This is a genomic window from Paenibacillus vini (assembly GCF_018403325.1).
GTDB classification, from domain to species: domain Bacteria; phylum Bacillota; class Bacilli; order Paenibacillales; family Paenibacillaceae; genus Fontibacillus; species Fontibacillus vini.
Genome location: NZ_BOSL01000024.1, coordinates 39,812 through 66,541, shown reverse-complemented (window position 1 = coordinate 66,541; position 26,730 = coordinate 39,812). Strand labels below are relative to the sequence as shown.

18 protein-coding genes and 4 tRNA genes are annotated in these 26,730 nt (G+C 47.5%); 17 read left to right on the top strand and 5 right to left on the bottom strand.

What is annotated here, in order from left to right; genetic code table 11:
- Positions 1 to 51: 51 nt before the first annotated feature.
- The 12 genes from KJS57_RS24325 (at position 52) to glmS (ending at position 11,822) form a co-directional block, all read left to right on the top strand.
- A tRNA-Gly gene (locus KJS57_RS24325) sits at positions 52 to 126 on the top strand.
- A gap of 6 nt (positions 127 to 132) precedes the next feature.
- Positions 133 to 209 (top strand) — tRNA-Arg (locus KJS57_RS24320).
- Positions 210 to 241: 32 nt separating this feature from the next.
- Positions 242 to 318, top strand: a tRNA-Pro gene (locus KJS57_RS24315).
- A 9-nt stretch (positions 319 to 327) separates the two neighbouring features.
- A tRNA-Gly gene (locus KJS57_RS24310) sits at positions 328 to 401 on the top strand.
- 329 nt (positions 402 to 730) lie between these two features.
- Positions 731 to 3,526 (top strand): phosphoenolpyruvate carboxylase, encoded by a 2,796-nt coding sequence (gene ppc, locus KJS57_RS24305; RefSeq protein WP_211025922.1) that lies wholly within the window; start codon positions 731 to 733, stop codon positions 3,524 to 3,526.
- Between the two features lie 241 nt (positions 3,527 to 3,767).
- Positions 3,768 to 4,343, top strand: a complete 576-nt coding sequence (sigW, locus tag KJS57_RS24300) for an RNA polymerase sigma factor SigW (protein ID WP_211025920.1) — start codon at positions 3,768 to 3,770, stop codon at positions 4,341 to 4,343.
- Between the two features lie 126 nt (positions 4,344 to 4,469).
- Positions 4,470 to 5,087, top strand: coding sequence for a zf-HC2 domain-containing protein (locus tag KJS57_RS24295; protein ID WP_211025912.1), 618 nt, complete (start codon positions 4,470 to 4,472; stop codon positions 5,085 to 5,087).
- Between the two features lie 239 nt (positions 5,088 to 5,326).
- On the top strand, positions 5,327 to 6,151 hold the full coding sequence (gene cdaA, locus KJS57_RS24290; protein WP_211025910.1) for a diadenylate cyclase CdaA: 825 nt from the start codon (positions 5,327 to 5,329) through the stop codon (positions 6,149 to 6,151).
- On the top strand, positions 6,151 to 7,587 hold the full coding sequence (locus tag KJS57_RS24285; protein WP_244861694.1) for a CdaR family protein: 1,437 nt from the start codon (positions 6,151 to 6,153) through the stop codon (positions 7,585 to 7,587). Before cdaA ends, KJS57_RS24285 begins: the two co-directional genes overlap by 1 nt.
- A gap of 140 nt (positions 7,588 to 7,727) precedes the next feature.
- The gene (gene glmM / locus KJS57_RS24280; protein ID WP_213656611.1) at positions 7,728 to 9,068 is read left to right on the top strand and encodes a phosphoglucosamine mutase; all 1,341 of its coding nucleotides are present in this window, start codon (positions 7,728 to 7,730) and stop codon (positions 9,066 to 9,068) included.
- 369 nt (positions 9,069 to 9,437) lie between these two features.
- Entirely contained in the window at positions 9,438 to 9,686 is a 249-nt protein-coding gene (locus tag KJS57_RS24275) for a hypothetical protein (RefSeq protein WP_213656610.1), read from the top strand.
- A gap of 303 nt (positions 9,687 to 9,989) precedes the next feature.
- Positions 9,990 to 11,822, top strand: coding sequence for a glutamine--fructose-6-phosphate transaminase (isomerizing) (gene glmS, locus KJS57_RS24270; protein WP_213656609.1), 1,833 nt, complete (start codon positions 9,990 to 9,992; stop codon positions 11,820 to 11,822).
- Between the two features lie 111 nt (positions 11,823 to 11,933).
- Here the strand turns inward: glmS and KJS57_RS26740 are convergent, their stop codons facing one another.
- From KJS57_RS26740 to KJS57_RS24255, 3 genes are all read right to left on the bottom strand, one after another.
- Entirely contained in the window at positions 11,934 to 12,845 is a 912-nt protein-coding gene (locus tag KJS57_RS26740) for an SRPBCC family protein (protein WP_213656608.1), read from the bottom strand.
- A gap of 4 nt (positions 12,846 to 12,849) precedes the next feature.
- Positions 12,850 to 13,365, bottom strand: coding sequence for a MerR family transcriptional regulator (locus tag KJS57_RS24260; RefSeq protein ID WP_213656613.1), 516 nt, complete (start codon positions 13,363 to 13,365; stop codon positions 12,850 to 12,852).
- 218 nt (positions 13,366 to 13,583) lie between these two features.
- Positions 13,584 to 14,135 carry a cysteine hydrolase family protein gene (locus KJS57_RS24255; RefSeq protein ID WP_213656607.1) on the bottom strand — a complete coding sequence of 184 codons (552 nt, stop codon included), beginning with the start codon at positions 14,133 to 14,135 and terminating at the stop codon, positions 13,584 to 13,586.
- 119 nt (positions 14,136 to 14,254) lie between these two features.
- On the opposite strand from KJS57_RS24255, the gene KJS57_RS24250 reads away from it, so the two are divergent.
- From KJS57_RS24250 to KJS57_RS24240, 3 genes are all read left to right on the top strand, one after another.
- Positions 14,255 to 14,692, top strand: a complete 438-nt coding sequence (locus tag KJS57_RS24250; RefSeq protein WP_213656606.1) for an Lrp/AsnC family transcriptional regulator — start codon at positions 14,255 to 14,257, stop codon at positions 14,690 to 14,692.
- Positions 14,693 to 14,904: 212 nt separating this feature from the next.
- A complete protein-coding gene (locus tag KJS57_RS24245; protein ID WP_213656605.1) occupies positions 14,905 to 15,852 on the top strand; it encodes a hypothetical protein in 948 nt (315 codons plus the stop codon).
- Between the two features lie 109 nt (positions 15,853 to 15,961).
- The gene (locus tag KJS57_RS24240) at positions 15,962 to 22,786 is read left to right on the top strand and encodes a putative Ig domain-containing protein (RefSeq protein WP_213656604.1); all 6,825 of its coding nucleotides are present in this window, start codon (positions 15,962 to 15,964) and stop codon (positions 22,784 to 22,786) included.
- Between the two features lie 136 nt (positions 22,787 to 22,922).
- Here the strand turns inward: KJS57_RS24240 and KJS57_RS24235 are convergent, their stop codons facing one another.
- Positions 22,923 to 23,387 carry a DUF3100 domain-containing protein gene (locus KJS57_RS24235; protein WP_213656603.1) on the bottom strand — a complete coding sequence of 155 codons (465 nt, stop codon included), beginning with the start codon at positions 23,385 to 23,387 and terminating at the stop codon, positions 22,923 to 22,925.
- 138 nt (positions 23,388 to 23,525) lie between these two features.
- Here KJS57_RS24235 and KJS57_RS24230 point away from each other — a divergent pair, with 138 nt between their 5' ends.
- Positions 23,526 to 23,939 (top strand): Lrp/AsnC family transcriptional regulator, encoded by a 414-nt coding sequence (locus KJS57_RS24230; RefSeq protein WP_213656602.1) that lies wholly within the window; start codon positions 23,526 to 23,528, stop codon positions 23,937 to 23,939.
- A 126-nt stretch (positions 23,940 to 24,065) separates the two neighbouring features.
- Here the strand turns inward: KJS57_RS24230 and KJS57_RS24225 are convergent, their stop codons facing one another.
- Positions 24,066 to 24,905 carry an AraC family transcriptional regulator gene (locus KJS57_RS24225; RefSeq protein WP_213656601.1) on the bottom strand — a complete coding sequence of 280 codons (840 nt, stop codon included), beginning with the start codon at positions 24,903 to 24,905 and terminating at the stop codon, positions 24,066 to 24,068.
- Positions 24,906 to 25,156: 251 nt separating this feature from the next.
- On the opposite strand from KJS57_RS24225, the gene KJS57_RS24220 reads away from it, so the two are divergent.
- A complete protein-coding gene (locus KJS57_RS24220; protein WP_213656600.1) occupies positions 25,157 to 26,527 on the top strand; it encodes a carbohydrate ABC transporter substrate-binding protein in 1,371 nt (456 codons plus the stop codon).
- Positions 26,528 to 26,730 lie beyond the last annotated feature (203 nt).

The window sequence follows — 26,730 nt, the reverse complement described above, 5'->3', positions numbered from 1 at the left end:
ATCTAGCGTCTTTGACGTGGGGGTTCAAGTCCCTCCACGCGCACCATCTTTGCGGACGTGGCTCAGCGGTAGAGCATCGCCTTGCCAAGGCGAGGGTCGCGGGTTCGATTCCCGTCGTCCGCTCCATAATACGCGCCCTTAGCTCAGCTGGATAGAGCGTTTGACTACGAATCAAAAGGTCAGGAGTTCGAATCTCTTAGGGCGCGCCACTTTAACTTCATAATGGTTCACCATCTTATTTCGGGACGTAGCTCAGCTTGGTAGAGCACCTGGTTTGGGACCAGGGGGTCGCATGTTCAAATCGTGTCGTCCCGACCATTATAAGGTGCGGGTGTAGTTCAATGGTAGAACTCCAGCCTTCCAAGCTGGTAGCGTGGGTTCGATTCCCATCACCCGCTCCATACATAACAGCAACATCATCAGTCGGATGATGTTTTTTGTTATAATCGAAGGTTTTTTTTAACCTTGCATTTTATTGCTTCACCGTGTTAGGGTAGTTATAGAGATACTATGACGGGTAACAATTGTGTTACTGATTCCGATGGAGCAATCGAAGTAAACAAAGCCTTTAATAGGGCGCTTCCCAGGCGGGGGGCCGCTCTTATTGTTTAAAGAGGACTACCGTATCCTTAAAATTCCTTACAAATAAAGTGAAGATTTTCAGGAAAGTTTATTGTATTATGGTAGGAAGGCTTTTAGAGAAGGAATAGGGATGAAATGGGGGAGAAATATGACGGAATTAACGCTAGCTGCCGGCAAAACCAACTCGAACAACCTTCTTCGGCGAGATATACGTTTTTTGGGCAATATTCTAGGAGAGGTCCTTGTCCATCAAGGCGGTAATGAACTCTTGGATATTGTCGAGAAGATTCGTGAAGCCAGTAAGTCGTTGCGGGCTGTGTTCTTGCCGGAATTGCATGAAGAGTTCAAGGGAATGATTAATTCCTTGGAGCCAGAAATTCGACACCAGGTCATCCGGGCATTCGCTATTTACTTTCAATTGGTCAATATTGCGGAACAGAACCATCGGATTCGCCGCAAAAGAGATTATGAGCGTTCCGCAGGGGAAGCGGTACAAACCGGGACGATCGAAGCTGCGGTAAGAGACCTGAAGGAACAAGGTTTTAATTTCAGCGAAGCTCAAGAAATTTTGGAGAGCATGTCTTTGGAACTCGTGATGACGGCTCACCCGACGGAAGCGATGCGCCGCGCTATTCTTGATATCCATAAACGGATCGCCGATGATGTCGCTCAGCTCGATAACCCGACGCTGACTTTCCGGGAACGGGAGCAGCTTAGAGAGAAGCTGTTGAACGAGGTCATTACACTCTGGCAGACCGACGAATTGCGGGATCGCAAACCGACGGTTCTCGATGAAGTGAGAAATGGGATGTATTATTTTCACGAGACTTTGTTCCATGTGCTTCCTGAAGTGTATCAAGAACTGGAGCGTTGTCTAAGCAAATACTATCCAGAGCATTTGTGGCATGTTCCTACCTACCTGCGCTTCGGCTCATGGATCGGTGGCGACCGGGACGGAAACCCTTCCGTAACCGCCAATGTAACCTGGGAGACGCTTAAAATGCAGCGTAAGCTGGCAATCCGCGAATATCAGGGATTATTGTCGGAGCTGTTTAAGTACCTTAGCTTCAGCACCAGCATCGTAGACGTCACGGAGGAACTTCTGGCCTCGATTCAGAAGGACCGCCTGCAGGTGACGCTGAATAAAACGCCGCACTGGCGCAATGAGAAGGAACCATACCGCATTAAGCTGACTTATATGACAGAGAAGCTCCATAACGTACTGGACGATTCGAAAAAGGACTCCCACGATCGTTACGACAACGTAAACGGCCTGATCGAGGATTTGAGAATCATTGACCGGAGCTTGCGTCACCACTATGCGGATTACGTTGCGGATACGCATATCAAAAAAATGATGCGGCAAGTGGAGCTGTTCGGATTCCATACGGCTACACTGGATATTCGTCAGCATAGCAAGGAACACGAAAATGCCATGACGGAAGTTCTGGCTCATATGAATATCGTAAGCAATTATGCCGAACTTGAGGAAGAGGAAAAGGTAACCCTTCTGGAGCGCCTGCTCAACGATCCGCGTCCTTTGACTTCGCCATATCAGGAATATAGTGAAAGCACGACGGAATGCCTGAATGTGTACCGTACGGTATTTGAGGCCCAAAAGGAATTCGGACCGCAATGCGTGACCAGTTATCTGATCAGTATGGCTGAAGCCGCCAGCGATATTCTGGAGGTTATGGTATTCTCCAAAGAAGTGGGTTTGTTCCGTAAAGAAGCCGACGGCACTGTAGTTTGCACATTGCAAGCCGTACCGCTCTTTGAAACGATTGATGATCTCCATGCAGCACCAGGCATCATGCACCGTTTGTTTGAAATGCCGATTTACCGTCAATCCGTAGCCGCTATGAACGACCTGCAAGAAATCATGCTCGGATATTCCGACAGTAATAAGGATGGCGGCGTGGTTACTGCAAACTGGGAACTGCGTGTCGCAATGAAACAAATTACGGCAACAGCCCAACAGTATGGCGTGAAGCTGAAGTTTTTCCATGGTCGCGGGGGTGCTCTGGGGCGCGGCGGTATGCCGCTGAACCGCAGTATTCAAGTGCAGCCGCCGGAAACTATCGGCGGAGGGATTAAGATTACCGAGCAAGGCGAGGTTATTTCTTCCCGTTACTCCCTGAAGGGTATTGCTTACCGCAGCTTGGAGACGGCGACTTCGGCGCTTATCACTTCGGCGGTTCAGGCCCGGGTTCGTCCAGCTTCCAATCCGGAAGAAGACAAATGGGATGACATCGTGGCAGGGATTTCGGAGACTTCACTCAACAAGTATCAGGATTTGGTGTTCCGCGAACCGGATTTCCTGAAGTTCTTCAGAGAATCGACACCGCTGGTGGAAGTTGGCGAGCTCAATATCGGTTCCAGACCTTCGAAACGTAAGAACAGCGATCGTTTTGAAGATTTGCGTGCGATCCCTTGGGTATTTGCCTGGACGCAGAGCCGTTACTTGTTCCCGGCCTGGTATGCGGCAGGTACAGGACTCTACACTTATTATCAGAACAATGAGGAAAACCTGAAGGTACTTCAGGATATGTATAAGAACTCTACGTTCTTCAGATCGTTGATGGACACGTTACAGTTCGCCATTATTAAGGCGGATCTGGTCATCGCCAAAGAGTACGCCGAAATGTGCGGAGATTCGGAAGCGAAGGATCGCATCTTTGGACAAATCGAGCAAGAGTTCCATTTGACGAAAGATATGATTCTCAAAATTACGGGCGTTCCTGAGATTCTTGATGATTCCCCAGTGGTACAGGAATCGATACGACTTCGTAATCCATACGTAGATCCACTCAGCTATCTGCAGGTTCAATTGCTGACTGAATTACGGGCTGCTCGCGAAAAAGGACAGGACGATTCAGACCTGCTGCGCGAGGTACTGCTCACGATCAACGGAATTGCCGCCGGCCTCCGGAATACAGGCTGATACCCGGCATTCAAACACAAGCCGCTCCGCTCCTGCAAAGGAGAAGGATGCGGCTTGTGTTTTTAATAATTTATACAACTCGCATGGGATATATATGAATGGTATTGCATTTTACATGGAGTTGAATTAACATTTGAATGAAGTGAAAGCGGCCGAATGTCACCGCAAAGTGGGCACGGGGAGCGGAAGGCCGGACAAGCAGATGTCCCGAATAAGCCCGTCCATGGATCTGGGGGAAATTATGGTGGTGGACCATTTTGAAGCGAGACTGGTAAAATTGGCCCGTAAAGGTGATCAGGGGGCATTTGCCGAACTCGTTGATTTATATAAAGATAAAATCTTTCATCTGGCGTACCGGATGTTGTCTAACCGGCATGAGGCCGAGGACATCGTTCAGGAGACGTTTCTGCGCGTGTATAAGAGTTTTCATCGCTATGACGATAAGCAGAAATTCTCCACGTGGATTTATCGGATCGCTACGAATCTGTGCATCGACCGGCTCCGGAAGAGGAAGCCCAGTTACTATCTTGACGCGGAAATGAACGATCAGGAGGGCATGGATGGCTATACGCTGATTCCCGGGGACGAAAGAACGCCGGAAAGCGAATATTTGTTGTCGGAAACTCAGCAGACAATCCATCAGGCGATTGAAGGTTTGCCAGCTAAATATAAGTCGGTCATCGTTCTGCGCTATTTGCAGGACCTTTCGCTGCAGGAAATCGGTGACGTGTTGGATATGCCGGTAACTACAGTGAAAACAAGAGTACACCGGGGACGCGAATTTTTGCGTAAAAAGCTGGAGAATAAAGTTTTTTGATCTGACGGAGGGATTTTGCGTTTTTTATGAAACGCTTTGTACCGTCAGACGTAATGTAAGATAGGACGACTATGCCAATACGGTGTATTGGTTATCCATAGATTGATACTGAAAGGATTGGCTGATATGGATTGCAAACAAGCCTCCTCATTGATGCATGATTATCTGGATGAAGATTTAACGCATGGGCAGGCCGTGGAGTTGAAGGTACATCTTAAAGACTGCTCCGCTTGCAATGAACGGTTTAAGGAGCTGGAGCAGACAGAAATGATGCTGTTTGCGACGATTAAGCACAGATCGATCACGGCACCGGATGAACTCGTAGACCGAATAATGAGCAAGATCCCGAATCAGCGCAAACAACAGGCTTGGATCGGCTGGATCCGAAAGCATCCGGCTCTTACGGCTGCGGCGATGTTTCTCCTCGTCATGCTGTTTAGCGCAGTTTCTCTGTGGGAAAGCGACGATCAGCTGGTAGTCAAGACGGCAGACCTGGATCAGGTCATCATTAACGGCAACACGGTTACTGTTCCGAAAGGATCAACGATTGCCGGAAACCTGACAGTAGAGAACGGCAAGGCAGAGATATACGGCGATGTCCAGGGTAATCTGACAGTGATCGACGGGTCGTATTACCAAGCGTCCACAGCGCATATTGCAGGAGAGATCAAGAGCATTGATCAGGCGCTGGATTGGATTTGGTACAGGATCACTGACATGTTTACGGAAGTCGCCTACAGATAGCAGCAAGACCGGCACGCGGCGCCTCCCTTTGCGGGAACCGGCGCCGTTTTATTTTTGCCTGAATGGGAATATTTTCTTGCAGTGACGAAAGCTACTAATCACATTGTGCGCTTGCATCTGTCTTTGGAACGTTATAACCTAGAGTTTAGGGGAACATATAAAGACAAGCATGTAAAAGATGTACATAAACGTTCCTTCGTTGGCGAATTTGCCGACAAGGGGCTTATGGGGGTTGCACCATGAACTATTTTGCAAATTTGACGTGGCAGGATTACATTAAAGACCTTATCGATATCCTGATCGTTACCTATATAATATACCACCTGATTTTGCTTGTACGGGGAACGAGAGCGATCCAACTGTTGAAAGGGATTCTCGTCCTGGTCGTGATTTGGGCGGTGAGCACCTGGTTCGATCTGTACACCTTGAAATGGCTGATGAACCAGATGTTTACGTTCGGGGTGCTCGCGATCTTTATCATTTTCCAGCCGGAATTAAGACGGGCTCTCGAGCAGCTTGGACGGGGAAAATTGTTCGGGCGCAACACGGCGGATGAAGAGGAATTCGGCAAGGAGATCGGCGAGATTATTAAGGCCGTTAATTTTTTATCCCGTAGAAAAATAGGGGCATTAATCGTTTTCGAGCGGAACACGGGTCTTAATGAATACACCGAGTCGGGCATCCGGATGCAATCGGTCATTTCCTCGCAGCTGCTCATTAATATTTTTATTCCGAATACGCCGCTTCATGATGGTGCGGTCATTATGCAGGGACACAGAATTTCAGCCGCCGCCTGTTATTTGCCGTTATCTGAGAATCCGTTCATCAGCAAGGAGCTCGGCACCCGGCACCGCGCTGCCATAGGAATCAGTGAGGTCGGTGATGCGATATCTATCGTTGTATCCGAGGAGACCGGACAAATCTCGTTGGCCATTGACGGGCAGGTTGTGCGCGATATTAATGAAGAGTCCCTCATTTCGAAACTGTATGAAGAGCTGGGCCCAAATTCGAACCAGAAGGAAAAACGCAAGCCCTTCTGGAAAAAGAAGGAGGCCGGGCAATAATGGATAAGTGGCTTAACCATAACAATTTTGCCAAGATCATTGCGCTGGTGTTCAGCATCATTCTTTGGGCGATGGTTCATATCGACAGCGGGACGCCGGTCGCCCCGACGACCGTGGTGAACTCCAAAACAATCGATACCAAAATCCAGGTCACCGGATTCGACAGCGACAAATATGTGCTGTACGATCTGGAACCGGATACGGTCAGGCTAGAGGTAAAGGGCAAACGGACCGATTTGACTACGAATTTTTCCGACTATAAAGTAAAACTGGATTTGAAAAATATAGGACCGGGCACGATTACATTACCTTTGACGCATGAACTTCCTCCCGGTGTTCAATTGATTTCCATGGAGCCGTCTATTATAAAGGTAACAATTGAAGCGAAAGAAACGAAGCAGATTCCCGTGACCATCGTGACCAAGGGCAATCCGGCGGACGGCATGCAGCTCGGAGGTCCAATTTTGGGTGGAAATGGCCTTGTTGACGTCACGCTGCCGCAGAGCGAAATCGGTGAACTGCAGAAGGTACAAGGGACGGTAGACGTAACAGGGATCAACGAAACGGTGAAAGGCAAGAGTGTAAAGCTCACGGCATATGATAAGCATGGGCAAGAAATGAAAAATGCTGAAATCTCGCCGGACACGGTCGAGGTAGAGGTGCCGATTAATAAGTTATACAAAAATGTTCCTTTGGAAGTACGTAAGGCAGGAAAGCTTCCTAACGGATATGTTCTGGCCAGCGTAAGTACGAATGTCGAAGGCGTGGCGATCTATGGGTCAAAAGAATCGCTTGAGGGTATATCATCCTATCCGGTAACTGTCGATTTAAGTCAATTCCAGGGGACAAATGAGACCAGGTACACAGTAGACTTGACTCCTCCCGAAGGTTTTGAGAAAATCGAGCCGAGCTCTGTTCAGGTTACCGTAAAAATCGAACCCGCTGGTCAAAAGCTAATCGACAATGTCCCGCTCACGCTGATCAATGCGAATGAGAACTTAACGACAAAGTTCGTCCATCCGGAAGATGCGGTGGTTTCGCTAAGTGTGTCCGCTGCGAAGGAGATCCTGGATAAACTGAAAGCCGGGGATGTTTCGGCGACAGTGGATTTATCGGGATTGGGACAGGGTACCCACACGGTTCCGATTTCGGTGAAACTGCCTGAATTTGTCGAGCTGTCGGATACAGGCGGGCCCCTTGAGGTGCAGATCGAGCTGACGGAAAAAGGGAAGCCTGCAACCACAGTGCCGGAAGATAAACCGCAGGGAGAGCAGAATCCCGGAAACGGTTCGACTCCTCCGGGGGATGGAGCCAATCATCAGGGTAACGGTGCGAACGACAGCGGGAGCACTGGCGGTACTGGGAGTACTGGCAGTTCCGGTAGCACCGGCAGCACCGGAAGCGAGGGTGTACCGGATGATGGAGACGGAGGATAACCTCCGGAATAAGCCGCGAATAACAAGCATTACCATACATCGAGACCCATACTGACAAAGAGAAGGATTATGAAGCCTTTCGCCTTACAGAGATAGGGGGCGGGGGCTTCACACTATGTTGAAGGAGTGAAATTAAAATCATGGGAAAGTATTTTGGAACGGACGGAGTCAGAGGAGTTGCAAATAAGGAATTAACGGCGGAGATGGCTTATCAGATCGGACGCTGCGGGGGCTATGTTCTTGCGGGACAGGTTCCGAAGCCGAAGGTTGTTATCGGGATGGATACCCGTATTTCAGGCGTCATGTTGGAATCTGCGCTTGTAGCAGGGATGCTGTCGATCGGAGCCGACGTTATTCGTTTAGGCGTCGTTTCTACCCCGGCGGTGGCTTATTTGACCCGGATCCTGAACGCCGATGCAGGCGTGATGATTTCGGCTTCCCACAATCCGGTTGAGGATAACGGGATCAAGTTTTTCGGCAGCGACGGCTTTAAGCTCTCCGATGAAACTGAACTGCAGATCGAAGAACTGATGGATAAAGAGGTTGACGAGCTTCCTCGCCCTGTAGGCGGCGGACTCGGAAGCGTGATGATCGATATCGAATCGAAGTTTAAATATTTGGCTCATTTGAGAACGACGATCAGCCATTCTTTTGAAGGGCTGAAGATTGTGCTCGACTGCGCGAACGGCGCTGCTTATGAGCTGGCTCCAATGCTTTTCAAAGAGCTGGGCGCTGAAGTATACACGATCGGAGCGGAGCCGAACGGCTTGAATATCAATGATCATTGCGGGTCCACGCATCCGGAGAAGCTAAAAGAAGAAGTATTACGTCTGGGCGCCGATGTGGGGCTTGCTTTTGACGGGGATGCAGACCGTCTGATTGCTATCGACGAAAAAGGGGAAGAGGTCGACGGCGACTACATTCTCTGCATTTGCGGCGATGCGATGAACAGGGCCGGCAAGCTGAAGGACAGCACGATCGTCTCTACAGTGATGAGCAATTTCGGATTTTATAAAGCGACCAAAAAGTTGGAGCTGAACACGCAGCAAACAGCGGTCGGCGATCGTTATGTCATGGCTGAAATGATCCGCGGCGGGTACAATCTGGGCGGGGAGCAGTCGGGGCACGTTATTTTCCTCGATTACAATACGACCGGAGACGGTATCCTGACGGCGATTCAGTTGGTCGACACAATGAAGGGAACAGGTAAACCGCTGAGCGAAATGAAAAAGGTAATGAAGCAATATCCGCAGGTGCTGGTCAATGTTCGGGTGCAGGATAAGAGCAAGTTTGTCGGCAACCCAGCCATTGAGGAGGCTATCACGTCTGTGGAGCGTCAGCTTGGCGATAACGGCCGCGTACTGGTCCGTGCATCCGGAACGGAGTCTCTGATCCGCGTCATGGCGGAAGGGCCCGAGAAGGAAGAGCTGGAGCAACTGGTGGCGCAAATCGTATCCGTAGTGGAGAAAGAACTCGTTTAGTTTTTAATAATTATAAAATGTGAGTTGCTCAAAAGATGACTTTTTGAGCAACCGCTAAAGAGTGTGACTTCTTTCATAGGTCTTCAAAATAAGCCGCTGGTACTGGAAAATTCCGGTTTCAGCGGCTTTGCTATTGGGTAAGACTTCTGGGGACAGGCTGTAGTAATCAGGACAACTTGATTATTGCCAAATGTCTCGAGGGTGCATATAATAAGCATATTCAAGAAAAGAAAGCGAGGGTAGTGAGGTTACACAGCAGCATAAGCGCCAGAGCTTGATTTCGCGCGTTGAAGTCTTTCCCGAAGAAGTAGGCAATACAGCATTAGGCTGGTCGACTACTGCAATAGCTTCGTGATAGACGGACGGCAAATGCAAGCTGACGAGGTGGAGGTGTTCGAGTTGTTCGGCGGGGGCCTCCCGGTGCCGCATCGCACCGTAACCGCAAGGGCAAAAGGAATGGGCGACCGTTCCCACAAACCTTACGGGTCGATGCTATTCCTAAACGGAACTTATAAATTTATTAATCGATATTTCATGAGTGTGCGCAGGAGACGCGGAAGCAGCGCGAGTGAACGGAGAAGTATGGACATTCATGAAAATGGATCTAGTTACTTGTAACTTTTCTGATTTTTCAAAATAAGTGAACGTTCAAAAAGTCAGGTTCTCAGCACCGAGAAGATTGGATGAAGCCGGGACTGAGGAGCGGAGCGTAGGCAGAACCTACGTGAGCACCGGAAGGACTGGGTGAGTTCAATATTCGATGCCGAATCGGCTACAAGAGTTGCTTCGTGATCAAAAGATGACTTTTTGAACCACCTTTAAAAATTGAATAGTTCTGTCTCTGTGGACCGTGCTTGCATCTTCCGCTTCTTTTCTCCTGCCTATAAAATTCGGAGAGAATGAAACGGAGGATATATAAATATGTGTGGTATTGTTGGATATATCGGGAAGAGAGACACGCAGGCGGTTTTGTTGGATGGACTTAAGAAGCTGGAGTACCGTGGTTATGATTCGGCGGGGATCGCTGTATTTACACCGGACGGGTTACAAATTGCCAAATCGATCGGCCGTCTGGCCAACCTGGAGTCCAAGCTGGAAGGAGCGCCTTTGGTAGGTACGGCCGGAATCGGTCATACGCGTTGGGCGACTCACGGCAAACCGTCGGATGTCAATTCTCATCCGCATACTGACCACAGCCAGAAATTCTCGGTCGTGCACAACGGGATCGTTGAGAATTATCTGGATTTGAAAGAAGAGCTGATCAGCCAAGGCTGCGAATTTGTCTCGGAGACGGATACGGAAGTCATTTCCCATTTGGTGGCCCGCGAGTATGAAGGCGATATCGTAAAAGCCGTTCAAAAAGCGATCACTTACATGCGCGGTGCTTTTGCACTTGGCGTATTGACGGAATATGAGCCGAATAAACTGGTAGCCGTACGTCAAGCAAGCCCGCTCATCATCGGATTGGGCGAAGGAGAGAACTTCATCGGTTCCGATATTCCGGCCATTTTGAACTATACGCGCAATGTGTACATTTTGAATGACGGGGAAATGGCGGTGTTGACCGAAGACGCTGTCGAATTGATGACCATTGAGGGGAATTTTATTTCTCGGGAAATGATTTCTGTCGATTGGGATGCAGTGACCGCAGAAAAAGGCGGGTTTGATCACTTCATGCTCAAGGAAATCCACGAGCAGCCGAAAGCTTACCGCGATACAATGCGGGGCCGGATCGACGAGAGCGGCCGCAAGGTGCTGTTCCCGAACCTGAATCTGACCGAGGAGAAAATTCGCTCCATTAACAACATTCATGTCGTAGCTTGCGGAACGGCATATCATGCCGGTCTGGTAGGTGGAGAGGCCATTGAAAAAATGATCCGCGTACCGGTATCATTCGATGTCGCATCCGAATACCGCTACCGCTCGCCGCTTATTACGCCTGAGACGCTCGTAATCGTCGTCAGTCAGTCCGGCGAAACTGCGGACACCTTGGCTGCCTTGCGTCAAGCGCACGCGAATGGCGCACATGTCCTGGCCGTTACAAACGTAGTTGGCAGTTCGATCGCCCGCGATGCGGACGATGTGATCGCTACGCTTGCTGGTCCGGAAATCGCCGTCGCTTCGACAAAAGCGTACACTTCCCAGTTGATCGCGTTCTACCTGCTTGGCCTGCATTTGGCCCAAGTGCGCGGCACGCAAACGGAAGAGAAAGTAGCGCATGTACTTGCCGCTATGCAAGCATTGCCTGAGCAAGTGGAAAGCATGCTGCAAAACGCGGATGCCATTAAGGCTTATGCCGAGCAAATCTCCAAGCATGAGCACCTGTTCTTCATCGGTCGCGGCCTTGATTATGCCGTAGCCATGGAAGGATCGCTTAAACTGAAAGAGATCTCTTACATCCATTCCGAAGCCTATGCGGCGGGTGAATTGAAACACGGAACCTTGGCCCTGATCGAGGAAGGTATCCCTGTCATCGCTTTGGCGACTCAGGAAGCCGTGCTTGAGAAGACCGTCAGCAACATCAAGGAAGTGAAAGCCCGCGGCGCAGACGTGATGGCGATCACGCACGAAGAGCATGTAGCCGGATTGTTGAAATCCGTCGACCAGGCCTTCGCGATTCCGAAGACGTTGCCGCTCCTTACACCGGCATTGTCCGTCGTTCCATTGCAGCTCCTGGCCTACTACGCTTCTCTGGCCCGCGGCAATGACGTCGACAAGCCAAGAAACTTGGCGAAGAGTGTGACGGTGGAGTAAGTAAAAATAATAAAGAATTAACTAAAATACCAGCCATAAACCTAAATCGGCCTAAGAACGCTCCAACGTTCTTAGGCCGATTCTGTTTATGCAATTATGTTTCCCCCTCAGTTACTTACCACGTTTTCCCTCTAGCACAGCTTGAAGACGATCCAGGTTCTGTTCGTTGCTGTCCGGGCAAAAGGATTTTACTTGCTCGAAGATGTCCTTGTCTTTGAACTGTTGGCGGAATGTTACACGCGTCCGATCAGCCTGTTCGGAAAATGTTGCCGTCAGCCGGAATTCAGGAGCGCCTTGATGCTCCAGTACGATACGCTTCCCCGGCTCGATCTCGATGAATTTGTTTTCGTTCGGATAATCCTTGCCGTCCGTTCCGTGAAAAGTAAAGCGCCAGAAGCCGCCTTCGCGGAAGTCGAATTCCCGGAACGTGCTTGTGAAGCCGTTAGGGCCCCACCACTGAGCAAGAAGCTCCGGCTGCGACCATGCCCGGTAAACTTCTTCCAGTGGGAAGTCATACAAACGCATATGAGCAAACTCCAATTCGCCGGGAGCCAGGTCGGCGTCCTCTGCCGCAGCGGCTTCTCCGTTCTGAGCAAGCGAATTGCCCAGCAGCTCCAGCAGTTCTCTCGACCCGTGTTCCCGATTCTCAACCGCATCAAGTCCATCGAAGAAGGTGCCTTGCTCCGTAAAGGTCAGCCTCGTGCCGCCATCTGAGTCTGAAAGCTCAATCGTAGTAATCGACACCGAGAACCGTACGCCGTTAAAGTCCATCACGTAAGTATAAACAATCCGCTCGAGAGGAACGATCTCCTGATAAGTCGCATCGAACGTGTACACTCCTCCATCCGGTGCTTCACCGCTGCTGAATTCCCGTCCGCCAACCCGGAATTCGAACACTTCCGGCTTCGTGAACCAACGTGCTTTGGCTTCAGCGTCGGCCATCGCTTCGTACACCTGCTCCCTGGATGCCGAATACGTTTTTTCAATTACGAATGTTCCATGGCTTACAAACTTTTCTTTCATGATCTTAATCCTCCTTGCTTTCTTCTTTTATATTGTTCGTTTTTTCAACCCCGCCCGCTAAGAACATCCCCAGCAGGCCAAAACGTTGCTCCCAACTATGTTGTCGATTCAGGATCGGCTTCTCGTAGTCGTTCTTCATCGCTTGCAACAGCGAGGTGAAATCGTCTACTGTCACCTGCTCCTTTCCTTTCATCAGCTTTGAGACGTGCCTCAGTTGATCAAGCAGCTTCTGCTGCCGCCGTAATTGTTCTTGCACTCGCTCGACCTGGAGGTCTACGACCTCTAGCAGGTCAATTTCGTGATCCGTCAGCGCCGCCTTCACTTCGTCGAGCGACAGGCCTAGCTCTTTCAGAGATACAATTCGATAGAGTCGCGACAAATCTTCGTCGTCGTAGAGCCGATGCCCCGATTCTGTCGCAGCCGACGGCGAGAGCAGACCAATCTGGTCGTAGAAGCGCAATGTGCGCACGGTCAGCCCTGTCAGCTTCGCCAGATCCCCGACTTTCCAATGTTTTTTCAGTTGATCATCTCCGTTCCATGCCGCTAGCTTGATTACCGGTAGCCTTATTATAAAACCTTACGTTACGTAAGGTGCAAGTCATTTATTTAAATTTTTAATAAATAAAAAATAGCCTTAAAGAAGTAACTCCATATAAGCGTTTCACTAACGGATAAAGATGTTTCTATCAACAGAAAAAGGCCCCGAAGATAATTCGGGACCTTTTCATAAAGTTACTGTTAATTCTGTTGCAGGAATTCCTCGGTCGAAATGACATTGGCATACATGCCGTGAAGAGCGCTGACAAATGCATAATGAACCTGTTCAGCGGGGATGATTCTATCTTGATAAGATAAGTCCCTGGTCGCACATGCATCTTCAATTAGTGTAGTTTCAAAACCAAGATCCACCGCAGCTCTGACAGTGGCGTCGATGCACATATGCGTCATCATCCCGACAACGACTACCTTGGTGATACCTTTTTCTTTTAACTTGCTCTCTAAATCCGTCTTCAAAAAGCTGTTCGGGAAATTTTTTACGATAATGCTTTCGTGTTCTAAAGGCAACACCGTTTTATGGAGCTCGGCTCCCTCAGTATTTGGAAGAAAGAAGCCCAATTCCGGACTGCTTGCGATATGCTGGACATGAAAAATCTGATCTTTATTATTTTGTCTAAACCAATCAAGAACTTTGGCAGCATTGGCGGCTGCTCGATCAGGGTTGCTTAGCTCCATCTTCCCATCTGGAAAATAGTCGTTTTGTATATCTACAATGATTAAAGCTGTACTCATGTTCTTTCACCTCATTGATTTATTTATTACAATAAAATGATAACCCGGATCACGATCATGATCGATGCTTTGACGAAACGCTTTGGGATCAAACTATTTCATGGTGAAAGGAATTTATAATGGAGCTGGATAACATTGATTTTCAGATTCTTCGGTTACTTTCCGAGAATTCACGCCTTCAATGGAAAGAACTTGGAGAACAAATTCATATGACCGGACAAGCAATAGGGAATCGTATAAAAAAACTGGAGGATAACGGTGTAATTAAAGCTTACTCCCTAATTGTCGATGAAATGAAGTTGGGAATTGCCTACACTGCTTTTGTCATTATTTATATGAAGACAGCAAACCATGATTTGTTTATACGGTTTGTTCAGAATCGAAACGAGGTGGTTGAAGTCCATCGAGTATCGGGCGCGGGCTGTTACCATATAAAACTTAAAGTGAAATCGCAAGATCAATTAAATCTTTTTCTTGATGATCTACTTGAGTATGGGAATTATAGTCTCCACCTTTCCATACAAGAGATTAAACAACAGAATCCATCGATCTCTTAATAAGAAATGGCATTATAAACATAAAAGGTATCATCTCTCGAAAAGTGAGGGGTGGTACCTTTTCTGTTATTCCTCTTGGTTATGCTCTCCCCATTGCAAACCAAGGATATTTTTATAAGTCAAATTTGTTCTTCTTAAGTCAAAATAAGCGCTTACATTGAGAGAACGCTAAATTTACAATTAGGTCTAACCGTTTTGAAATGGGGGGAGCCATGAGGATTACAAAGCGAAAACCAACAATGATCATCTTGTTTACCGCCGTATTTCTGATTGTCCTTGCTTTATTCGTGTTGAGTTTAACTAGCAAAAGGGTGGATCTGCCTGAAAATTGGCTGTTTACAGTAAACGGGTACGCCGTAACGGAGGAAGAATTTCAATTTTATGTCCAGGAGCAGAGAGCTGTAACGGCGGACTATTTCTTCAGAACCTATGGGGCGCAAGTAGATGAGGGATTCTGGACACGCCAATACGGCGATCAACATGAAACTCCGTCCGAATATGTCAAAAAATCCGCGATGACTGCATTGCTAAACACCAAACACGAGCAATTTATTGCAGATGAGCGAGGGATCGCCCCATACAAAAGCTTTGATGAGCTGAAGTCCGATATGGAAGAAGAAAATAGGAAGCGGGCTAAGATGGACGATTCAGGGGACACCTACTATGGTTTGCCTCAGTTTGATCTATATCAATACATGCAATATTTAAGTGGGGCCCGTTGGCCGGATTTGGTCGAAACCCAGGTTAAACAAACGAAAATGAGCGATGCCGAGTTACAAGTAGAGTATGCAACTAGAAGCGCTGAATATGTTCGTATGGCCGATGAATTGACGGTTTCTTTAGCAGCGTCGGGACAGGCCAAGGAAGAGAAAGTATTGAGTAGATTAGATATATCCAAAGAAGACAATGAGTCTCTTGAGTTCTGGGAGTCGCTGGCGACGGCTTCCGTGGGGGAGACCGTAGTCGGTAAATATTTGGACGAGGATGTCGTTGCGACATTAAAGTCCAAACCGGAAATCACCAAGCTAAAACTGGAAGAAGTGAAGGATTCCCTAATCTACGGACGGGCGGACTCCGACTTGCGAGCCTTAATTGCAAATACGGATAAGCTAAAGATCAAATATAAAGGGAATCGATTCCGTGAATTAATAGTGAACTAGAATAGTTAGTTTTTCAACGTTTATAAAAATCTGTGTCTGATGAAGCTTCCATAGATGCGGATTTTTTATAAAGTATAAAGTCATTAATTTAAAGGGGAGGGATTTTTGAATGATACGATCGAAATGGATGAAAAAAGCTTTGTCAATGGTTACGGCAACGACATTGGCTTTTCCAGGACTGTTCGGCTTGGCGCCTTCATCCGAAGTGTCGGCTGCGGTAGGCAGCGAATCTTTTGACTCCGTTGTACTAGAGTTGACCCAAGCGGCAGGACTGGCAGGCAGGGTGAATCTTACCTATAAAGGTTCGCCTTTAAACAGTCTGGTTAAAGGTCCGGTTATCGACGAGGTTAGCTACGATTCCAGTAATTCGAATCTGCTAGCCGTTAATAATCAGGGCAACATTACTTTATCCAGCGGCTATACATTTGCGGCTCCAGGGGCTCCGGGCATTCCGGTGACGGTCACAGCCACGGCGAGTTATTACCAAGACTCCGATGTGTTATTTATGGAAGACTTCGAGAACAACAATGGACCGATGACATCAACGGGTAAATTAGGTTCGACATTCGCGCTGACCGATGCTCAGTCTCGCACTGGTTTGAAAGCGATTACACCTTCTGGTGATACGAATAATGAAAATGTAGCCCAAGACGTGGCGTTGCCGGCCGGCGGGAATTATAAGATGACGGCATGGTATTTTGACCCGTATCCCGATGGGGAGAAGACAGCGACGGAGAGAACTCAATTTGCGGTTGTTGATGGGAAAAATGCCACCTTTGCCGGGACAATCTATCAAAGTTCCGAGGCGGATGTGATTCATAACCCGACGAAATACACTTGGGCATATGCCCCATCCTCAGCGGGCACGGCAGGCAACCGTTGGAAGGATAGCGGGATTGAGCGTTCCACAGGCTGGCATAAATTCGAATGGCTAATAACCCCGGATGGCGCGAGGCTGCAAATCGATGGAATCTTAATTCCCGAATCAGAACAAAGCAGTATTTACAAAGCTATGAAGAGCGGTACGACCATTCAGCCTAAAATAGCGGGAGGATGGAACGGCCAGCCAGGCAATAAAGCTTATATTAAAAACAAACATCTAATCGACGATTTTTATGTGGTAAAGGATGTCGCCACAACAACCGGAACCCGAACATTAACAGTCAATGTGATACCTCCCGGCGGATTGCCGAATTTGGAAATTATCACTCAGCCATCGGCAGCAAAAGTAAATCAAGGAGAGACAGCCACATTTAGCGTTACGGCATCAGCCGCTGCGGCAGCCTATCAATGGTACGTATCTGACGACGAGACTGGTTTGAACGGGGCAAAAGTGAGCGGAGCCGATCAGGCGGTATTCACGCTTTCCAATGTGGACTCGGCTTCCCAACAAGGCAAGTTTTATTATTGCGAGGTGTCTTCAGCAGAGGGAGTCGTGTTGAAGTCCCAGGCTGTCCCGTTGTTGATCACCACCCATACACCGGTGAATTCGCCAATTAACCCGACGCTTAACCCGGACACGGGTATTTATACGGGTGCTTCCAATTATGGCGATACCCTTGTAACCCTGTTCAAAGACGGGGAACCTGTTGGTTATTATTTATCGAAAAATGGGGGACCCGACCAACCTAACAATCATGAAAGACATCATATTTTACCCTATGCAAGGGCAATGGGAACGGGCAATTACACGGTTACAGCCATTGTCATTAATAATGCGGGAGACATCAGTGAAGAAGTTGCAGCATCCGGAACATTGGCGATCGAGAAATTGCCGGCACCGGAAAATTTAAAATGGAACGGTACTTATGCTACATGGGATCGCGTCGCTAACGCAGCTGCCTATTCGGTTCGACTTTTTAGTAATGGAGAGGCTAACGGAAGCCCGATTGCGGCTACCAGCAATGATGCAGCTTTGTCCCCGACTTTAAATGATACATTCAAAGTAACAGCGAACGGCGACGCAACTTCACGATTCCTGGATTCTGATGAATCAGGGGAGAGTGCACAATATTCAGCAAGCATTGCGTTAATTCGCCAGAACGATACCTTAAGGGCAGGAGACCGAACTCGGCTAATCGTTGATACGGGTGATGTGTTCGTTGCCGATAACATTAGCTTCAGCCCGGCGGATCAAGACAAGGATAAGATCGAGGTCGATAAAGCAGGATTTGTAACAGTTAAGAAAGGCTTTGTTCCGACAGGGAACGAAGAGGTCACCGTTGAGGTGAGCGTGGATTACTTCAATAAGGCGGACACCCTGTTTTATGATGGGTTTGAAGGGGAGAAGAAATTTTCGAATGGGGCGAACGGATATGTCCACAGCGATGTGATGTCCCGTACCGGGGCAAAGGCTGCGACAACCAGCGGTGCAGGTCAGGTGGCTACGGTTCCAGGTACCTATAATTACGCCCCTGCAGCCGGGAAGACAACCATCGTCACCGCTTGGTACTATGATGATGGCAGAGCGGCTTCCAACGATCACGCTGTCTTTGGCTTAACCCCATCGTCCAATGAACATATCGCAATAAATTATGGGAATGGGGACGGCGACTGGGCGGCGAATCTGACCAATTACGCTGTCAGACCCGGTTCATCCGGAAGATTCTATCCTGTAGATGTTCAGCGAAGCGAAGGCTGGCATAAATTTCAATGGTTTGTTACATCCACGGGAACAACCTATAAAATCGATGGACAAGATCTTCAAAGGCAATCAACTGACGGCGGCAATTTTGATACTCCGGTGAAGAACAACATCACCAAGATAGATGCCTTGCAGTTTGCTACGAACTGGGGCAACAAGCCTGGAACGGTGAAAGATATGCAGAACAGGCACTTTATCGATGACGTATATGTTGTAGATAGCGGAATAACCGCGCAAACCGGAACAGCTTCCGTTACATTGAAACTATTACCTAAAGAGTATAGTCACCTGGAAGATAGCACCTATGTTATTGGTCTGAAGGACTACAATATCACCGTAAATCCTGATTTAGAGGATCTGGCCGGTGTGGAGATCGGGGCTGTAGCTCTGCAGCGGGATGTGGATTATACGATTAGCGGCAATGTTTTGAAAATCCACAAAGAATCATTCGCCAGAAACAGCATCGTGCCGGGAAAATACACCGTTCGACTTGATCTGAATCCTGCCGAAATCACATTCGAATTGAACATTGTGCCCCTTGAAGTCCGCGATTATTATTTCTCCAATGACGGGGACGATCAAGCGGATGGACGCACACCGGCTACGGCATGGAAATCAATTTCCAAGATCAATGAATATGTATTTATGCCGGGTTCAACCATTTATCTGGATGCGAATAGCGTGTGGAATGACCAAATCAGACTGCGCGGCAACGGTCAGGAAGGTAATCCGATTACGCTTACGAAATATAACACGACCGATCCTAACCAACGTCCGATCATTAACGGCGGGGGAACAGCGTCGAGCCCATCGGGCATTTCCTTAAACGGCACGATTGAATTATACGACGTTAATTATTGGGTAGTCAGTGGAATTGAAGTAACGAACATCGGGAATAAAGCAGGCGACGGCCGTTCCGGTATCGCTGTAATGTCACGCATTTCCAAGCTGGGTCAAGGTCAGTTTAACATTCAAGATTATGCCGATGCCCGCATGCAAGGAATCGTCATTCGAGATAACTATGTTCATGATGTGAATGGGCTGCACCAAGCCAATGGAGCAAATAAGGTATCCGGCGGCATCATTATTAATGGTTATGTAGATATATTGGTTGAAGGTAACAAAACCCTTCGCTGCGATAACGAAGGTATTCGCAATAATGCCTACGGGCCAAGCAGTCCAGGGACTAATAACACAGGTATCACTTGGAGTAACTCCAGCTATCCTTGGGCATCAAACGCGGTGTTCAAAAACAACTGGATCTCTGGTTCGGTTGGAGATGGCATTGTCCTGTCCGGCGGGAACAACTCCCTTGTGGAACGAAATGTGGTCACAGACAGCGGATACAGCTATTTAAGCGATAAGAGCGGTAACCTGGTTGCGAACTGGGGGCCTAATAACACAACTCCGACCTATCTAGGTACGCAAAACTATGCGGCAGCGTGGATTATGGCAAGTAAAGGTACGATTTTCCGCTATAACGAAGCTGTGGATAACCCCTATCATGCGAGCAATGACGGTATGGCTTGGGATATCGACAACTATTGTCAGGACAACGTGTACGAATACAACTATAGCCGAAACAACTATGGCGGCTGGTATTTACAGATGAATGCGGCCAAGGGCAATATCGTTCGCTATAACATCAGCGTGAATGACGGTCGCAGCCCGGATTTCAACAAGAGCTTCAACAGTCTTGTCTTACTTGCGGGAGGTTCTTCAACAAGCGAGGAATCAAGCGGATTATACTATAACAATGTGATCGTCACGCCATTGAAGAATAGCAGTTCATTGATATTTGACCCGACAGGCTCCAACTTGCACATTTACTTCCAAAATAATATTTTTGCTTATACCGGGGCAAACAGTCAGGTTGGTCTGAAAGGCGGGGGAACCTCGGCTCCATTTGCAGCCGGACGGTTTACGAATAATATTGTATATCCGGCAAATCTTTTTGGCAGCATGGAAGCAGGCGGCGGCGGTTATCTGGGCGCAGGCGTAACAGCCGCAGACAACCGCTATGTGACGGAAGAGGAACTGAATTCAATATTAAATGATTATAAATCAGCGCCGGAGCATTGGATTGCCAACAGCGGAACAGTGGATGCCAAGCTGGATTACAGTGCGATGAACGGATTCCGCCTCGCTGAAGGTAATAACCCGGCCTATGGGGCAGGTGCCGAGATTATAAGCCCCTTTGTGGATCGCGTGAACGCTCTGCCTCATATGACGGAGAGAACAGATTTCTTCGGCAATCCACTAGGCGGCAGAACGCCTTCGATTGGTGCGCATAACCCTTATGGGGTAACTTTCGATTCTAATGGCGGCAGCGAAGTGATGATGAAATTCGCAGATATGGGCGGGACAATTACCGAGCCGACATCACCGACTAAAGATAATGCTGTTTTCGGCGGTTGGTATCAAGATGCCGAATTCAATGAGGCCTGGAATTTCGCTGCGGATCCGGTGACGAGGGATATGGCATTATTCGCGAAATGGGTTGATAATGATGCAGGCACGGGAACGGCACCTACGATTACGACGAAATCGCTTGCGGATGGCAAAGTTGGACAACCGTATTCGGAAGCTCTTGCCACCGACGGCGATAAGCCGATCAAATGGGCCGTTGTAGAAGGTCAATTGCCATCGGGATTGAGCTTGGATGAAGATGCAGGCGTTATCTCGGGTACACCGGATCAATGGGGCCAATTTACGTTTAAAGTTCAGGCCACCAATGAAGCGGGCAGTGATACGAAAGCGTTCAATATAGTGATCACTGAAGAGGCGCCAGTTGACACAGCCCCGGAGATTATCACCAAGCATCTGCCAAGCGGTAAAGTTGGACAAGAATATGCGGTAACCCTAGCCGTATATAGCAGCGAGCCGATGACCTGGAAGATTAAACACGGAGGTTTGCCGACAGATTTGAATCTGGATGAAGCAACAGGCCTTATCTCGGGTACGCCTCAAGAGGCAGGACATTACGAATTTACGGTCGCGGCAACGAATGACTTTGGTATGGATGAGTCCGTATTGAGCATCGAAATTACTGAAGATCAGCCAGTTGATAAAGCCCCTGAGATTATCACTAAGAATCTGCCAGGCGGCAAAGTGGGACAAGCTTATACGGCAACCCTAGCGGTATACGACGACAAACCGGTTACTTGGACCGTGAGCGATCATTATTTACCTGCCGGGTTGAATTTAGAAGGAGGTACGGGTGTTATTTCAGGGGTGCCTGCTGAAGCGGGAACATACAAATTCACTGTTGCGGCTTCTAATTCTGAAGGCATGGATACGAAAGAGTTGACTATCGTTATTACGGCAAATAACAACGGCGGCAATAATGGCAACAACGGCAATAACAACAATGGCAATGGCGGAAATTCCGGGGGGCCAAGCAGTAGGCCGACTCCTTCGCCAGAATCACCGGTAGCGGATCCTGTTGATGCTGCAATCCAAGAGCAGTTGAAGAAGGGCGATTCCATTGAATTGACGATGCCAGCCGGAAAAGAGGAGCTTGAGATTCAAAGCGATACGATCGATGCGATGATCAAAGCCGTCAAACCGCTAACCGTTACAAATGACACCGTATCCGTCGAATTGTCCCCTGAACTGTTGAAGCGGTTGAATACAGGCAAACGGATGAAGGTTGTCATTAAACCTGTAGATAAAGGAAACGGAGTTATCGGGCGGGGATATGAGTTGAAGATCTTCGCGGATGGCCAGGAAGTAACGGATTATACGGGAGCTATACCCGTAACCTTCGATCTGACAAAAGAGAAATTATCGGCTAAAGAAATTAGCAGATTAAGCGGTGTTCTGCTTCAATTAGACGGCAGTAAGGAACGTTTAGGCGGCAACTATGACCGTGAGACAGGCAAGTTTACCTTCACTGTAAAAGGGCTGGGCTATATCTACGTTACAAGTAAGCCTGAACCAGTGAAATTGGAACTTACGCTAGGTAAGACTGGGTATAAATTAAACGGAATCGAAATGGGTATGGACGTTCCGTCGATGGCCGTCAAAGGTAGAACGTTAGTGCCACTGCGCTTCGTTGCCGAGAGCTTAGGAGCAAATGTAGGCTGGGATCACGTTACGAAAACCGTAACGATTACCTTGGACGATCAGACTTTATCATTTGCAATCGGTGAACTTGCACCAGGCATGGATGTAGCCGCTGAGCTTGTAAACGGACGTACCATGCTGCCGCTGCGCTTCATTGCCGAGTATTTTGGCGCGGATGTATTTTATGACAGCACTGCGAAATCCATTAGCATTATGAAGTAGTATGCATTAACATTAGCTGCTACGCACGAAACCCTCTAACATGCCCTGCAACCAGTGCTTTGTTAGAGGGTTTCTAATTTTTTTTGTTCCACTTTTACAAAAATGCTGATTTTAGATTAATGGAGTTGCGGTTCAATTATTCTTCTACTTCAATACTAAATTCTTTAGAAACCTTGTAGCTTTCGGCATGTTTATTTGTTGCTAATACTAGTTTGATTTCATTAGTTCCTTTCTTCATCAGGGGAAGAGGATATCCGCTCGTCTCTTGAATCGGACCTATTAATGAACCGTTAATGTATAGATGGATATGGCCTTCGCCTTCTACTGCCTTTATACCATAGTTTTCTTTGGAAATATTCAAATTGGTTTCAATGTTTAAGAAATATCTATCATTTTCTTTGTAGGCAGTAGCATCTAATGTATATTGTGATTCTCCTGCTTCTGCTTCTATTTCAGCTTCTAGTTGATGGTGAGACTGTTGATGAGCAGGTGATGCTGCTGTTTCGGCCGAGTTTGTTGAATTTGCTTCTTTTGTGGAACATCCAACGGATATAAGAGTGATTAGCGAGAGTGATAGCATAGTAAAGAATAATTTTTTCATCCATATAACCACCTTTTTTGGTATAATCTGAATTTGAGGATCCTCTGATGATTATTCTAACAAACAATTTTCTGGGCTTGCATACGCCCATGAAACAGTTTGCTCAAATTACTTTGCCCGTGAAAGGAAATTGATAAGGTGATTGATCATATAGACATGGAAATTGTACGTTGTTTACAAAAAAACTCAAGAATGCAATGGAAACAGATTGGTGAGATCGTACATATGTCTGGGGTCGCAGTTTCTAAACGGATTCAACGTCTAGAAGAGATTGGAGTCATAGAAGGGTACACCGTTAAGTTAAATGAAAAATTAATGGGTAACACCTACTGTATATTTATTACTGTCCTGATGAAGGACTACAAGCATACGAAGTTTGAACAGTTCATTATGGAACGTGATGAAATTAAAGAGGCCCATCGTGTTAGCGGAGAACCCTGTTTTATTCTAAAAGTCCAATTGGCGGACTATAGCTTGCTGTCCAAATTGTTAGATGAAATCCTGGTATACGGCCACTATAAGATCAATATTTCCATTAGTCACTTTAAGTAGATCCAAAATAATATTTTCGAAGTAGTATTCGCTAACCTTAGCTGCTACGCACGAAACCCTCTAACATGCACTGTTATCAAGTGCTTTTGTTAGAGGGTTTCTAGTTTTGGTTACTTCGTTATCCCATCACTGCCCCCTCTTTGCCTGAACCCGGTAGTCGCTGGGAGTGAGGCCGCAGCTGCGGCGGAAGCTTTGCGAGAAATAGCTTTGAGAGGAGAAGCCCGAAGATTCCGCGATTTGTGAGATGGAAAGGTCCGTGGTTTCAAGTAACTCCTTGCTCGTACGAAGTCTGACCTCATTCAAGTAATTGATGGGCGACATACCATAATATTTAGTGAAGGTATGGGACAGATAATATTTGCTGATGTGCGCCTTGTCCGCCAGAAAGTCGAGCGAAATATCTTCCGTATAGTTGGAGTCGATATACCGTTTGATTCTGCTGCATATCTTGTTAGCTCTTTGAGTAGCCACGACGGAGAATGGGTGACCGGAGCTTCGCATTAGACTAATGATTACAACCTCGAGCAGGTTTTGGCAGATGGCTTCATAGTTCTCTTCCTTGTTTTCCGTTTCCCGAAGCATCGCATTGAAATAAAACAGCAGTTCATTCCGCTGATTCCGATAATTGATAATCTTGTGATTCAGGCTGCCGCTTCGATTCCCAAAGTCAAAGCTCATCCCCTCAACACCGAGTACGACATATTCCAAAGGGTCGCTGCTGACAGAAACCTCGGTATGCTCCACATTCGGGTTTACGATGACAAGATCATCCTGCTTTACCGGATAAATGTCGTCCTCGACAATGAAGTTTCCCTGACCGCTGCGGACATAAAATAGCTCGGCAAAACTGTGAGTATGACGGATGCTGAACCAATCCCCCTCATAAATGGAGGAGCTGACATAGATCAACTTGGCGGGAATCTCCCCGCGTCCCTTTTCGGGAAGCCAATAGCGTACATTTCCCAAGGCTTTCCGTCCCTTCTAATATAAAAGTTCCATCAATCTTCTGATTTCGACACAATCAAACATTTTTTGCTATAAAACTGTCGACTTTTTTTAAATTATAAACTTATTATAATAGCAAGATATATAAAATCAACGGCAACATGTATGTAGATAACAAATGGCCCGATAAGATAAGTTAGAGATGTAGGAAATATGAAAGCGATTACGCATAATCACAAAAAAAGAAAAAATTATGGAGGGGTAATGGATTTATGAAAAAGATTCTTAGTCTTGCAATCACGGCAGCATTGACGCTTAGCCTGGCAGCCTGTGGCAACTCTTCTGAAAATGCTTCTGGTACTACAACAAATTCATCCAACAACACAAAAACAAACTCTACTTCTACTACGGAAACGCGCACGCTTAAGCTAGCCGCATTGGAAACCGCTTACGGTGCCGATGTATGGAAGGAGATTACAGCCGCATTTGAGAAGGCTACTCCTGGCGTAAAAGTTGAAACGACCATCGATAAAAATATTGAAGATGTTATTGGACCGGGCATGAAATCCGGCGACTTCCCGGATATCATCCATTTGGCCGTGGGCCAACAGAAAGGCTTGACCGAAACCTTCGTTAAAGATAATAACTTGACTGATCTGACAGATGTATTGTCCATGACAGTTCCAGGTGAAGACGTTACCGTGAAGGATAAGCTGATCCCGGGCTTCACCGATACGTCGATTACCAATCCTTACAACGACGGTAAAACTTACCTCATGCCTATGTTCTACAGCCCTACCGGTCTATTCTTCAACGAGGGATTGTTTGAAGAAAAGGGTTGGAAAGTTCCTGAAACATGGGACGAAATGTGGGCTTTAGGTGACAAAGCCAAAGCGGAAGGCATTGCGTTGTTCGCTTATCCAATGCCAGGGTATTTTGATTCCTTCTTCTATGCTTTGCTGAACGAAGTGGGCGGAGCGGATTTCTTCAATAAAGCAACAAGCTACACCGAAGGAGTTTGGGAAACTCCGGAAGCGAAGCAAGCATTTGATCTGATTACTAAATTAACTTCCACCTATACGGAAAAAACAGTTCCAGCCAATGCCAACAAAGATAACTTTACTAAGAATCAGCAGCTGATTTTGGACAATAAAGCGCTCTTTATGCCTAACGGAACCTGGGTTGTCGGCGAGATGAGCAAAGCTCCTCGCGCAGAAGGCTTCAAATGGGGCTTCACAGCTCTGCCGGCATTGAAAGAAGGCGGAGACCGGTATTCTTACACTTTCTTTGAACAAATTTGGGTTCCTGCCAAAGCGGAAAATGCCGACCTGGCCAAACAGTTTATTGCTTATCTTTACTCCGATGAAGCCGCAGCCATTTTTGCAAAAGTCGGTGCGGTTCAACCGATCAAGGGAATGTCCGAGAAGCTGGATGGCGACAACAAGCTCTTCTACAGCATCTATGATAGTGGCGCAAAAGCCGCAATGGGCGCATTTGCCACAACGGATCCTGTTGAAGGTGTGAACATTTCCGATACCGTATTCCGCTCGATTGACTCCTTGGTGACTGGTGCCAAGTCGCAGGAAGACTGGGTCAACGGAATTATTAAAGCAAGCGATGCCTTAAGAGCGGCTATGAAATAATACCGATCCCGATTTCTTGAGAATGTCCTAAGAACAATGGTGGGCAGCACGTGCTGACCACCATTGTTCTGACCTTTTGGAAGGAGAGATAAAACCCATGGACACGAATAAAGGAAGAGGACGTTTTATATTTTTTTGTCTTGCACCCGCCGTTCTCCTTTTCGTAATTTTCCTGATTATCCCCACGATTGATGTCTTTCGAA

Excerpts from the sequence above, each read along its gene's own strand:
- ppc (WP_211025922.1), top strand. The coding sequence starts at position 731 with ATGACGGAATTAACGCTAGCTGCCGGCAAAACCAACTCGAACAACCTT.
- sigW (WP_211025920.1), top strand. The coding sequence starts at position 3,768 with ATGGTGGTGGACCATTTTGAAGCGAGACTGGTAAAATTGGCCCGTAAA.
- KJS57_RS24295 (WP_211025912.1), top strand. The coding sequence starts at position 4,470 with ATGGATTGCAAACAAGCCTCCTCATTGATGCATGATTATCTGGATGAA.
- cdaA (WP_211025910.1), top strand. The coding sequence starts at position 5,327 with ATGAACTATTTTGCAAATTTGACGTGGCAGGATTACATTAAAGACCTT.
- KJS57_RS24285 (WP_244861694.1), top strand. The coding sequence starts at position 6,151 with ATGGATAAGTGGCTTAACCATAACAATTTTGCCAAGATCATTGCGCTG.
- glmM (WP_213656611.1), top strand. The coding sequence starts at position 7,728 with ATGGGAAAGTATTTTGGAACGGACGGAGTCAGAGGAGTTGCAAATAAG.
- KJS57_RS24275 (WP_213656610.1), top strand. The coding sequence starts at position 9,438 with ATGCAAGCTGACGAGGTGGAGGTGTTCGAGTTGTTCGGCGGGGGCCTC.
- glmS (WP_213656609.1), top strand. The coding sequence starts at position 9,990 with ATGTGTGGTATTGTTGGATATATCGGGAAGAGAGACACGCAGGCGGTT.
- KJS57_RS26740 (WP_213656608.1), bottom strand. The coding sequence starts at position 12,845 with ATGAAAGAAAAGTTTGTAAGCCATGGAACATTCGTAATTGAAAAAACG.
- KJS57_RS24255 (WP_213656607.1), bottom strand. The coding sequence starts at position 14,135 with ATGAGTACAGCTTTAATCATTGTAGATATACAAAACGACTATTTTCCA.
- KJS57_RS24250 (WP_213656606.1), top strand. The coding sequence starts at position 14,255 with ATGGAGCTGGATAACATTGATTTTCAGATTCTTCGGTTACTTTCCGAG.
- KJS57_RS24245 (WP_213656605.1), top strand. The coding sequence starts at position 14,905 with ATGAGGATTACAAAGCGAAAACCAACAATGATCATCTTGTTTACCGCC.
- KJS57_RS24240 (WP_213656604.1), top strand. The coding sequence starts at position 15,962 with ATGATACGATCGAAATGGATGAAAAAAGCTTTGTCAATGGTTACGGCA.
- KJS57_RS24235 (WP_213656603.1), bottom strand. The coding sequence starts at position 23,387 with ATGAAAAAATTATTCTTTACTATGCTATCACTCTCGCTAATCACTCTT.
- KJS57_RS24220 (WP_213656600.1), top strand. The coding sequence starts at position 25,157 with ATGAAAAAGATTCTTAGTCTTGCAATCACGGCAGCATTGACGCTTAGC.